The organism is Ruania albidiflava DSM 18029 (assembly GCF_000421225.1).
Taxonomy (GTDB): domain Bacteria; phylum Actinomycetota; class Actinomycetes; order Actinomycetales; family Beutenbergiaceae; genus Ruania; species Ruania albidiflava.
On record NZ_ATWL01000010.1, the window covers coordinates 1 to 12,269 of the forward strand.

Genomic DNA, 12,269 nt, shown 5'->3' on the forward strand with positions numbered 1-12,269 from the left:
GTTCAACGCCAAGCTCGTCGAGGAGATGGGCGAGGGCAAGCACGAGGGGCAGACCGCCTGACCGGCACTGGTCAGGCGGGCCGGAGGTGGGTGACGTCGCCGGCGTGCACCACCCGGTCGGTGCCGTCGGCCAGCCGGACCACGAGCGCACCGTCGTCGGCCAGGTCGACCGCCTCACCCTCCAGGGCGCTGCCGTCCGGTCGACCCACCCGTACGGCGGTACCGAGGGTCAGGCACAGCGGGGCGACGATCTCCTGCGGCCGCGTGCCGCTGTCCCAGTCGGTCAGCACGGCACTCAGCCGGCCGCGGACCGCCCGGGCGAGCCGGACCGGGTCGGTGCGCACCCCGAGCTCGGCAGCGGTGCCCGCCCAGGGCACCGGCAGCTGGTCACCGACCAGGTTGACGCCGATGCCCACGACCAGCGCACGACCATCAGGCAGCACCTCGGCGAGGATACCGCCGACCTTCCGCAGGCAGCCCCAGTCGGCGAGCACCTCCTCGCCACCGAGGTGGACCACGTCGTTGGGCCACTTCAGGCCGACCGCCACCTCGTGTCCCGGACCACCCCCCTGACCCGGTGCACCCGCCGGAGACCGGGGAGCTACGCCGTCACCGGCTGGCATGGCCGCACGCAGCGCCTGCACCACCGCCACCCCGGCGAGCAGCGGGAACCAGCCCCACTGCTCCCGCCCGCGGGTGGGGCGCAGCACGATGGAGAACGTCAGCGCCGCGTGCTCGTCGGTGTTCCAGCTGCGCCCGGACCGGCCTCGGCCGGCCAGCTGCTGGCGGGCCAGCAGTGCGGACAGGTGTGGCCAGGCGTCCGGATCGCTGCCGGCAGCCCGCGCCAGGTCAGCGTTCGTGGAGCCGGTCTCCTCCACGATCTCCAGCCGGGGTTCTTCCCGGTGCGACGGACCCGTTCCCATAGCACCTAGCCTGCCACCAGCACCGCAGCAGCGCCGAGCGGCGCGCCCAGTTGTGGACTTCCTACAACATCAGCGGCAACGCGCGCGGGACTGTCGCGCAGGAGATTGGTGGGTGGACACAACTACAGTGCCTGTGTGACCTCCGAGACCTCTATCGACACGTCGACCACTGCGGGCAAGCTCGCCGACCTGGCGCAGCGTACGGACACCGGCCCGCGCCAGCTCGCCGAGACCGCGGTGCAGAAGCAGGGCGCGCGCGGCAAGCTCTCCGCGCGGGCCAGGATCGACCAGCTCCTGGACGAGGGATCGTTCACAGAGCTGGACGCCTTCGCCACCCACCGGTCGGTGAACTTCGGCCTGGACGCCAAGCACGTCCCCGGGGACGGGGTGGTGGTCGGCTACGGCACCATCGACGGGCGGCAGGTGTGCGTCTACTCCCAGGACTTCACCGTGTTCGGCGGGTCTTTGGGCGAGGTGCACGGGGAGAAGATCACCAAGGTGATGGACCTGGCGCTGCGCACCGGGGTGCCGCTGATCGGCATCAGCGACGGCGGTGGGGCCCGGATCCAGGAGGGTGTGGCCGCGCTGACCCAGTTCGCGGAGATCTTCCGCCGGAACGTGGCCGCCTCCGGGGTGATCCCGCAGATCTCGCTGATCCTGGGCCCCAGTGCCGGTGGTGCGGTGTACTCCCCTGCGCTGACCGACTTCATCGTGATGGCCGACCAGACCTCGAACATGTTCATCACCGGACCGGACGTGATCCGCTCCGTCACCGGGGAAGACGTCGGGTTCGAGGAGCTCGGCGGCGGGCGCACGCACAACGAACGCTCCGGGGTGGCGCACTACCTGGCCGCCGACGAGGAGGACGCACTCGACTACGTCAAGGCCCTGCTGCACTACCTGCCCTCGAACAACCTGTCCGACCCGGAGACCTACGAGGCGCCAGCGGAGCTGGAGATCACCGAGGCGGACGCTGCGCTGGACGAGCTGGTGCCGGACTCGGACAACCAGCCCTACGACATGCACACCGTGATCGAGCAGGTCCTCGACGACGGCGACTTCCTCGAGGTGCAGGGGCTGTACGCGCAGAACGTGATCGTCGGCTTCGGGCACGTGGAGGGGCACCCGGTGGGCGTGGTGGCCAACCAGCCGCAGTCGATGGCCGGCACCCTGGACATCGCAGCCTCGGAGAAGGCGGCCCGGTTCGTGCGCACCTGCGACGCGTTCAACATCCCCGTCCTCACCTTCGTGGACGTACCCGGGTTCCTGCCCGGCACCGACCAGGAGTGGAACGGGATCATCCGCCGCGGGGCGAAGCTGATCTTCGCCTACGCCGAGGCCACGGTGCCGTTGATCACCGTGATCACCCGCAAGGCCTACGGCGGGGCATACATCGTGATGGCCTCCAAACAGCTCGGCGCGGACCTGAACCTGGCCTGGCCCACCGCACAGATCGCGGTGATGGGCTCCGGTGGGGCGGTGAACATCCTGCAGCGGCGCACGCTGAAGAAGGTCGCCGAGGACGGCGGAGACGTGGAGGCCGAGCGGGCCCGGCTGGTCGCCGAGTACGAGGAGGCGATCGTGAACCCCTGGGACGCCGCCCAGCGCGGCTACGTGGACGGTGTGATCCGGCCGGCGGAGACGCGGGTGCAGATCGTCAAGGGGCTGCGCGCGCTGCGCACCAAGCGGGCCTCGCTGCCGGCGAAGAAGCACGGGAACATCCCGCTGTGAACCCGGCCAGCGAGTACTCCGGGCACGGTGAGGTGCCGCCGGGCCAAGGGCGCCCGGGCACGAGCGGTTCCGGCGCCAGCGAGGCTGGTGCGGGCGACGGTGTCGCCGGGCTGGTCCGGGTCGTCAAGGGGACCCCGGACGAGGCGGAGCTGGCGGCGCTGGTCGCCGGGATCGTGGCGGCCCGGGCGGCGGACCCCGCGGACGCCGAGGAGCCGGCCGTCTCGGCCTGGTCCGACCGGGGCCGGCGGCTCGGGCTGCCCACCCAGCCAGGGCCAGACGCGTGGCGGTGGAGCGCCCGGCCGTACTGACCACCGCCCCCCTGTCGGCGAAACTGCTCGTCGAACCTGCTACGAATCGTGACCAGATCGACGAGCAGTTTCGGCGCTCGCGGGATGGCAGGTCAGAGCAGGTGCTCGTAGCCGAGGTCCGCCAGGGCCGCGCGCGAGGCCGCGAGCGCTTCGAACGGGTCCCGGCCGTAGGTGTCGTCCTGCTCGATGAACAGGTACTGCGCACCGGCAGCCAGCCCAGCCTCGATGATCGGGCCCCACTGAAGGTTGCCGGTGCCGACCTCGGCGAACTGCACCGGGTTGGACGAGAACTGTCCCCAGGCCTGCCGGTCCCCGGCTGCCACGGCGTCGAGCACCTCTAACGGTGGCAGGCTGACCCGGAAGTCCTTCAGGTGCACCAGGTCCACCTTCGGGGCGAACCGCTGCAGCGTGCGTACCGGGTCCGCCCCACCACGGGCCACCCAGTGCACGTCGATCTCCCACGCCAGCGACGGTGCCTCGGAGTTGATCATGTCCATCACCTGGCGGCCGTCCACCCGCGCGAACTCCAGATGGTGGTGGTGGTAGGAGAGCTGGATGCCGTCGTCGGCGAGGCGCTGTGCGACCTGCTCGGCCTGGGCACAGAAGGCGAGGATGGACTCCGCGTCGCGCATCGCCTGCAGCGGCATCATGCCGATCCGCACCCGGGAGGCGCCCAGCCGGCGACACTGGCTGACGACGTCGTCGTAGTCGTCCAGCAGGGACGGGTTCCCACCGGGCCGGGCTGGCTCCATCGTGCCGGACAGTGCGCCATACTCGATGCCGAGCTCGCCGCGGGCCCGCTCCATGGCGGCCACGTTCTCCTCGGTCATCGCCACCTGCGAGACCTCCATGACCGGTAGGCCCGCATCTGCGAGGCGGCGCAGCACCTCGGTCACGCCGAGCTCGCGGACCTGCTCGCGTACGGTCATCAGCTGCACACCGATCCTGGCCATCTCGTCTCCTTCGCGTGCGGGCGTCGTCTGCCAGTGTGCCGGGGCGGACGGCGGAGCGTGCGGGGTTGCGTCCAGTTGCCGTCCGTAGCCCTCGGGTGGCTGCCCGCGCCGGCCACCTCACCCGTGCCCTCGCACGCCCACCCCGCTGCGAGGCAGGTTCGTGCCACGGAGCCAGGTTGGCGCGCGCTGCAGCCCCACTCCGAGGCACCAACGTGCCTCCAACGCGAGCCAGCACGCCTCACAGCACGCATACTGGGCTCGTGACTGACGCACCCCGCACCCCCACGCCCACCGACGTGCTGGCCGACGAGTACGTGGCCACCCTCACCCGGCTGAGCCCGATGCTGGCCACCGAGATGGGGCTCCCCGGCGCCGAGGAGAGCCTGGACGACCTCTCCCCCGCCGGGCACCAGGCGATGACCGACGCCGGTCGCGCAGTACTCGCTGACCTGGACCAGGTGGAACCGGTCGACGACGTCGACCGGATCACCCAGCACGCGATGCGGGAGCGGATCGGGCTGGAGATCGAGCTCGCGGAGGCCGGTGAGGACCTGGCCGACCTGAACGTCATCGCCTCACCGGTGCAGGACCTCCGGGACATCTTCGACCTGATGCCCACCGACACCCCGCAGGACTGGGAGACGATCGCCGCCCGGATGCAGGCGGTACCGGAAGCCGTGGCGGGCTACATCGACTCGTTGCGGTACGCGGCCGGGCGCGGGCAGGTGGCCCCGATCCGACAGGTGGAGGCATGTATCACCGAGGCCGAGGGGCTGGCCGGGGAGACCTCCTTCTGGCGCACGTTCGCCGCCGGGGCGAGCGTGGACGGCAAACCGGTAGACAAGTCGCTCGCCGCGGCGCTGCGCGAGGGAGCCGAGGCTGCTGCGGGTGCGTACGCCACCCTTGCCGAGGCGCTGCGTGAGGTCGCCCCGCAGGCACCGACCGAGGACGCCGCCGGCCGGGAGCGGTACACCCGCTTCTCCCGGCTGTTCCTCGGCGCGGAGGTGGACCTGGACGAGACCTACGAGTGGGGTCTGGCCGAGCTGGCTGCGATCACCGCTGAGCAGGAGGCCGTCGCCGCGCAGATCTCCGGACCCGGCGCTACTGTGCAGCAGGCGATGGCCGACCTGGACGCCGACCCGGCACGCAGGCTGCACGGCACCCAGGCGCTGCAGGAGTGGATGCAGACCACGGCGGACGCCGCAGTCGCCGCCCTGGCCGGCACCCACTTCGACATCCCGGACCCGGTGCGCACCATCGAGTGCAAGATCGCCCCGACCACCAGTGGCGGCATCTACTACACCGGTCCGAGCGCAGACTTTTCCCGGCCAGGCCGGATGTGGTGGGCGGTGCCGGAGGAAGTCACCGAGTTCAACACCTGGCGGGAGACCACCACCGTGTACCACGAGGGCGTGCCGGGCCACCACCTGCAGGTCGGGCAGACGGTGTACCGCGCCGACCTGCTGAACACCTGGCGCCGGATGGCCTGCTGGGTGAGCGGCCACGGGGAGGGTTGGGCGCTGTATGCCGAGCGGCTGATGAAGGACCTGGGCTTCCTGGACGACCCCGGTGACCTGATGGGCATGCTGGACGGGCAGCGGCTGCGTGCCGCCCGTGTGGTGATCGACATCGGCGTGCACCTGGGCAAGCCGTGCCCTGCCGAGTGGGGTGGTGGCACCTGGGATGCGCAGAAGGCGTGGCCGTTCCTGAAGGCGAACGCGAACATGGCCGACGGGTTCTTGCGCTTCGAGCTGAACCGCTACCTCGGCTGGCCCGGGCAGGCGCCGTCCTACAAGGTGGGCCAGCGGCTGTGGGAGCAGCTCCGGGAGGAGACTCGGGCCCGGGAGGCAGCGGACTTCGACCTGCCCGCCTTCCACCGCCGCGCCCTGGACGTCGGCTCGGTGGGCCTGGACACGCTGCGCGCTGCGCTCCTGCCATGATCACCCGACCACCCCGCACCTTGATCCCGTGAATCCATTCAGACGTGAGCCGGTGAGCGTGGTGGAGCCGGCACCCAGACCGCCCGCCCGGCCGCGGCTGCTGCTCGCCTCCGCCTCCCCGTCGCGGGCGGCGCTGCTGCGCGCGGCCGGGGTGGAACCCCTGGTGCAGCCGGCAGACGTGGACGAAGACGCCGTGCTGGCCCGGCACACCGCCGCGCACGGGCCTGCGTCGGTCGCCGAGACCGTGCAGCTGCTGGCCACGGCGAAGGCAGAGGCGGTCGCCGCCCAGCTGTGGCCAGCCGGCGCCGATCCCAGCGAGATGCCGCCACCCACCGCAGCAGGCACCGGCCTCCGCCCCGAGACCGCCGCAGTGGACATCCCAGCCAGGGTGGTGCTCGGGTGCGACTCGCTGCTCGAGGTCGACGGTGCCGCACTCGGCAAACCGCACACCCCCGACCGGGCCCGGGAACGGTGGCGGCACATCCGTGGGCGCAGTGGTGTGCTGCACACCGGGCACCAGCTGATCAGCAGCACCGACCGCGCCGCCGGCACATCCAGCACGACCGTGTACTTCGCCGAGATCAGCGATACGGAGATCGAGGCCTACGTGGCCACCGGTGAGCCGCTGGAGGTGGCCGGTGCGTTCACCATCGAGGGCTATGGGTCCGCGTTCATCACCGGCATCGAGGGCGACCACCACGGCGTGCTGGGCCTCAGCCTGCCGCTGCTGCGCAACCTGCTGCCCGCTGTCGGGCTGTCCTGGACCGACCTCTGGCAGCCGCCGGCGCGCTGATGCCACCTGTGCGTGAGCGCGACTCGCCGGGACCCCTCTGTGAGTGATGAAAGTACCCGTGCAGCAGCGCGTAGACCTCCTCCACGTGCCACCTCGTCCTCAGATCCTCCAGCACGTCCAAGGCGCCGTTCGGCGGACTCTTGCGTCGCTTCAGCCAGATTCCGGTGGACACCCGGGCTAGCGTGGCCGCGTGACCTCTGCCTACCTGCGTGACCCCGATGTCCGTGCCGATCTGCTCACCTTCGTCGCCGCCGACGATGTGTGGCTCGCTCCCACCACCGGCGGCCGCGCCTGGCGGCTGACCCGGGACGCCGCCCCGGCGCGGACCCCACGGTTCTCCCCGGACGGGCGCCACCTGGCCTTCATCTCCTACGCCGACGGGCATCCGGAGGTGAGGCTCGCCGACGTGGACACCGGGCAGAGCCGGCGGCTGACCTGGTGGGCCGGGCAGACCACGCTGCTGCTTGGCTGGGCGGATGCGAGCACTCTCCTGGTCGCCACGAACGCCGGCGAGGCAAGCATCCGGCACACCGTGGTCCGCTCCCTGCGCACCGACGGCACCTGGCAGCGGCTGCGGATCGGCGCCGCAGGCGGGCTCGCAGTGCGCGCGGACGGAGCGATGGCGCTGAGCACCTACAACGCCCGCCCACCAGCGCACTGGAAGCGTTACCGCGGCGGCACCGCCTCCCGGCTGTGGCTGGACGCCGACGGCACCAGGGACTGGCAGCGGCTGCTGCCGACCGAGACCGCCGCGCTGGTCGACCCGCTGTGGCTGGGGGACTCGCTGGCGTTCGTCTCCGACCGGGCCGCCCGCTTCCCCGACCGCGCCGACGAGCAGGCGAACCTGTGGCTGTGGGAGACGCCGGGCCTCGGCGAGCCGCGCCAGCTCACCCACCAGGGCCCCGAGGAGGGCTACGTGCGCAGCGCGACCACCGACGGCACCCGGATCACCTGGCACTCCCGCGGGCAGATCTGGCTGCTGGAGGACCTCGAGGCCCAGCCGCGCCGGCTCGAGCTGACCCTGCCGGCCACGGACCCGGCCCCGGTCGCGCTCGAGCCGACCGAGCACCTGGAGGCCTTCGCCCCGGACCACACCGGCACCGCCAGCACCGTCAGCTGGCGCGGCAAGACCTTCCACCTGACCCATCGCGACGGCCCGGCCCGGGCACTGGTGGCCGACTCGGGGGTGCGCACCCGGGAGCCCGTGGCCCTCGGCCGCACCGGGCGGGTCGCACTGGCCACCGACGCGGAGGGCGCCGACGCCCTGGAGATCCACTCCACCGACGGCACCGCACCGCCCCGGCGTCTGCTGGCCGGCCGGCTGGGCCGGGTGCTGCACCTGGCGGCCGATCCGGCGGGCGAGCGTCTCGCCGTGGTCAGTCATGATGGCTGGCTGCGGTTGGTCGGTGTTGCCGACGACGGCGCAGCCCCCTCGGTCCGGGACGTCACCCGGTCCGGGCGTGGGGAGGTCCTCGGTCCGAGGTTCTCCCCGGACGGGCGGTACCTGCTCTGGTCCGAGCCCACCGGCACCGAGGGGCAGGCGCACCGGATCCTGATCCTGGACACGCGCGGCGGGCACGAACCGGTCGCCCTGACCAGCGGGCAGTTCCACGACCGGTGCCCGGCGGTGACCGACGACGGCAAGTTCGTGGTGTTCCTCTCCGACCGCACGCTCGACCCGCAGTACGACACCCAGGCGTTCGACCTGTCTTTCACCGGCGCCACCCGCCCCTGGCTGATCCCGATCGCCGCCGACGAACCGGCCCCGTTCGGGCCGAGCGTGACCGGATGGGCACCCCCTGCGGCCAAGGCGACCACCGACAAGGGCGAGACCGCCCCTGCCCCGGGGAGCTCCGCCGTCACCAGCCCAGACCTGGACGCCCAGGACGCCGAGCAGCGGATCACCCCGTTCCCGGTGCCCTCGGCTGGCTACCGGGACCTACGCGTGGCTGCGGGCGGCGTGCTGTGGATCCGGTGCGCGGAGGAGGTCGGGGTGCTCGGCACGCGGCGGGCCGGTGTGACCGGTGACGCCGCCACCGACAGCCTGCAGCGCTGGTCGTTGGCGGACCGGTCGGTGAGCACGATCGTGGACAAGGTGGACTCCTACGCCGTCTCCGGGGACGGGCAGCAGCTGGTGGTGCGGCACGAGAAGGCGGTCACGCTGACACCGGCCACCCGCAAACCCGAGGAGAAGGACCCGGCCGTGGTCAGCATCGACCTGAGCCGGTTGCGTTTCGAGCTGGACCCGGCAGCGGAGTGGCGGCAGATGTTCGCCGAGACCACCCGGTTGATGGCGGAGAACTTCTGGCGCGCGGACACCGACGGGGTGGACCTTGCCGCGGTGACCGACCGGTGGCGCCCGGTGGTGGAGCAGGTGCGCAGCCACGACGACCTGGTGGACGTGCTCTGGGAGACCGTCGCGGAGCTGAACACCTCGCACGCCTACGTGCTGCCGGCCGACCCGCCCGGCAACGCCGACCGTCGGCTCGGGCTGCTCGGTGCCGACCTGGTGCCGACCGAGGCGGGATGGCAGATCGAGCGGATCCTGCCCGGAGAGTCCAGCGACCCCGGTGCCCGTTCCCCGCTGCTGGCAGCCGGTGTGGGCGCACGTCCGGGCGACCTGGTGGTGGCGGTGGACGGTGCGCCGGTGGATCCGGTCGCCGGGCCGGCGCGGCACCTGGTGGGCGCGGCGGACAAACCGGTGGAGCTCACCCTGCGCACCGGCGGGACCGACCGGCGCGTGGTGGTGGTGCCGTTGGCCGACGAGGAGGCGTTGCGGTACCAGGACTGGGTGCGCTCCCGGCGCGAGTACACCCGCGAGCGCTCCGGTGGGCGGCTGGGCTACCTGCACGTACCGGACATGATGAGCGCTGGCTGGGCACAGCTGCACCGGGACCTGCGCTGGGCCAGCCGCGCCGAGGGGGTGATCGCCGACGTGCGCTACAACCGCGGCGGGCACACCTCCCAGCTGGTGGTCGCCAAGCTCGCCGCCCGGGTGGTCGGGTGGAGCCTGGCCCGGCACGAGGACCATCCCGCCACCTACCCGGACAGCGCCCCGCGTGGACCGGTGGTGCTGGTGGCCAACGAGTACTCCGGCTCCGACGGGGACATCGTGAACGCGGCCGCGCAGGCGCTGGGTGTGGGACCGGTGGTCGGTGTGCGCACCTGGGGAGGTGTGGTCGGCATCGACGGCCGGTTCGACCTGGTGGACGGCACCTCGGTGACCCAGCCGCGGTACGCCACCTGGTTGGCCGGCAAGGGCTGGGGTGTGGAGAACTACGGGGTGGACCCGGACATCGAGGTGGCGCACACCCCGGCGGACCTGTTCGCCGAGGACGACCCGCAGCTCGACCGGGCGATCGCCGAGGCGCTGGCGGCGCTGGAGGACGCGCCTGCAACGACTCCACCCCCACTGCCGGAACCCAAGGTCCGCCAACCCTCGCAGGACCGGTCACCTGCGCCCGGTCCTTCGTGACCTTGCCGGCGAGGCTTTGTGTGACCTGGACTACCTGCGGTCGGTCTGCGGTGACATCTGTCCGCCCGTCGTTGTAGGAACCCTACAACTCGCAGCGTGTGAGGTTGCCAGGCTGAACAGACTTGTCTGGCACCCGGTGCGGTGGTTGGGCGGGAAGGGTGTTGCGGTACTAGCGTGAACTGACGCCGGTGCGTCACCACCCGGGTCCACCCCAGCACCGGGCGGCCCCAGTGAGATTCGAGGAGAGTGCATGTCGACGAGCGCGGCGCCGCAACCAGCCCTCACCCCCGTGCGCAAAGTGCTCATCGCCAACCGCGGCGAGATCGCCGTACGGATCGTGCGCGCCTGCCGGGACGCCGGCATCGCATCCGTGAGCATCTACGCCGACCCGGACCGGGAGGCGCTGCACGCGGCGCTGGCCGACGAGGCCTACGCGCTGCACGGCTCCCGCGCCGCCGAGACCTACCTGGACATCGCCAAGGTCCTCGACGTGGCCCGCCGCTCCGGTGCGGACGCTGTGCACCCCGGTTACGGGTTCCTCGCCGAGAACGCGGAGTTCGCCCGTGCGGTGATCGGCGCCGGGCTCACCTGGGTGGGTCCGCCTCCGGAGGCGATCGACGCGCTCGGGGACAAGGTCAGCGCCCGACACATCGCCGAGCGCGCCGGTGCACCGCTGGTGGCGGGCACCGCCGACCCGGTCACCGGTGCCGAGGAGGTGCACGCCTTCGCCGCCGAGCACGGGCTGCCGGTGGCGATCAAGGCCGCCTTCGGCGGTGGCGGGCGCGGGTTGAAGGTGGCCCGCAGCACCGAGGAGATCGACTCGCTGTACGAGTCGGCCGTACGGGAGGCCACGGCAGCCTTCGGCCGCGGCGAGTGCTTCGTGGAACGGTTCCTGGACCGGCCCCGGCACGTGGAGACCCAGTGCCTGGCCGACGACCACGGCACCGTGGTGGTCGTCTCCACCCGGGACTGCTCGCTGCAGCGGCGGCACCAGAAGCTCGTGGAGGAGGCACCGGCGCCGTTCCTCACCAAGGAGCAGGACGCCCAGCTGCGGGAGGCGTCCAAGGCGATCCTGGCCGAGGCTGGCTACCGCGGTGCGGGCACCTGCGAGTTCCTCATCGGCGCTGACGGCACCATCTCCTTCCTGGAGGTGAACACCCGGCTGCAGGTGGAGCACTGCGTGACCGAGGAGATCTCCGGTATCGACCTGGTGCGCGAGCAGTTCCGGATCGCTGCCGGTGAGCCGCTCGGCTACGAGGAGGTCACCACCCGCGGTCACTCGATCGAGTTCCGGATGAACGGGGAGGACCCGCACCGCAGCTTCCTGCCCTCCCCCGGCACGATCAGCACGCTGCGCTGGCCGGGCGGGCCTGGTGTGCGGGTGGACTCCGGGGTGAGCGCCGGGGACGTCATCTCCGGGGCGTTCGACTCGATGCTGGCGAAGGTGATCATCACCGGCGCGACCCGCGAGGAGGCGATCCAGCGGGCCCGACGGGCGATGGCCGAGACCGAGGTCACCGGGATCCCCACAGTGCTGCCGTTCTTCCGCGCCGTGCTCGACGATGCGGACTTCACCGCCTCCGCCGGCGAGGACTTCGCCGTGTACACCACCTGGATCGAGAGCGAGTTCGCCGACCGGCTCGCTTCCCGGGCCGACGGTGTGGCTGCGCCTGCTCCGGCCAGCCCACCTGCCCCAGCCGAGGAGGAGGCGGTCGAGCGGGTGGTGGTCGAGGTCGGCGGGAAGCGGCTGGAGGTCGTGCTGCCGGCCGGGCTGAGCGTCGGCGGTGGGTCGGCCCGCAAGCCGAAGAACAAGCCTTCACGCCGCAACGGGCACCGGGCGGCTGCGGGTGCCTCCGGCGGGAACGCGCTCGCCTCACCGATGCAGGGCACGATCGTCAAGGTGGCGGTCGAGGACGGTGAGCTGATCGCCGAGGGTGACCTGGTGGTGGTGCTGGAGGCGATGAAGATGGAGCAGCCGCTGGTGGCGCACCGCACCGGGCGCATCCACGGGCTGGCCGCTGCCGTCGGGGAGACGGTCAGCGCGGGGACGGTGATCTGCCAGATCGACGCGGAGGCCTGACCGGTCTGCTCGCGGCGCCCACCGCTGCCTGACACCCTGACCGACCCGCCTCTGGGTGTGTCGCTG

At 72.1% G+C, this 12,269-nt stretch carries 8 protein-coding genes; 6 read left to right on the forward strand and 2 right to left on the reverse strand.

From position 1 onward, the window contains the following. Positions 1–71 precede the first annotated feature (71 nt). Entirely contained in the window at positions 72–923 is an 852-nt protein-coding gene (locus K338_RS22375; RefSeq protein WP_022918441.1) for a biotin--[acetyl-CoA-carboxylase] ligase, read from the reverse strand. A gap of 135 nt (positions 924–1,058) precedes the next feature. Here K338_RS22375 and K338_RS0112135 point away from each other — a divergent pair, with 135 nt between their 5' ends. Both K338_RS0112135 and K338_RS26230 read left to right on the forward strand, forming a co-directional pair. After that, positions 1,059–2,654, forward strand: coding sequence for an acyl-CoA carboxylase subunit beta (locus tag K338_RS0112135; RefSeq protein WP_022918442.1), 1,596 nt, complete (start codon positions 1,059–1,061; stop codon positions 2,652–2,654). Beyond that, positions 2,651–2,962: an acyl-CoA carboxylase subunit epsilon gene (locus K338_RS26230; RefSeq protein ID WP_022918443.1), complete on the forward strand. Its 312-nt coding sequence runs from the start codon at positions 2,651–2,653 to the stop codon at positions 2,960–2,962. Before K338_RS0112135 ends, K338_RS26230 begins: the two co-directional genes overlap by 4 nt. A 92-nt stretch (positions 2,963–3,054) precedes the next feature. On the opposite strand, the gene K338_RS0112145 is transcribed toward K338_RS26230, so the two are convergent. Beyond that, positions 3,055–3,915, reverse strand: a complete 861-nt coding sequence (locus K338_RS0112145; protein WP_022918444.1) for a sugar phosphate isomerase/epimerase family protein — start codon at positions 3,913–3,915, stop codon at positions 3,055–3,057. 260 nt (positions 3,916–4,175) lie between these two features. Here K338_RS0112145 and K338_RS0112150 point away from each other — a divergent pair, with 260 nt between their 5' ends. From K338_RS0112150 to K338_RS0112165, 4 genes are all read left to right on the forward strand, one after another. Then, a complete protein-coding gene (locus K338_RS0112150) occupies positions 4,176–5,855 on the forward strand; it encodes a DUF885 domain-containing protein (protein ID WP_022918445.1) in 1,680 nt (559 codons plus the stop codon). A gap of 28 nt (positions 5,856–5,883) precedes the next feature. After that, complete coding sequence (locus K338_RS0112155; RefSeq protein WP_342662724.1) at positions 5,884–6,648, forward strand: Maf family protein; 765 nt, start codon at positions 5,884–5,886, stop codon at positions 6,646–6,648. 190 nt (positions 6,649–6,838) lie between these two features. Further along, entirely contained in the window at positions 6,839–10,123 is a 3,285-nt protein-coding gene (locus K338_RS22380) for a S41 family peptidase (RefSeq protein ID WP_022918447.1), read from the forward strand. Positions 10,124–10,373: 250 nt separating this feature from the next. Continuing rightward, positions 10,374–12,203 (forward strand): acetyl/propionyl/methylcrotonyl-CoA carboxylase subunit alpha, encoded by a 1,830-nt coding sequence (locus tag K338_RS0112165; protein WP_022918448.1) that lies wholly within the window; start codon positions 10,374–10,376, stop codon positions 12,201–12,203. Positions 12,204–12,269: the final 66 nt, after the last annotated feature.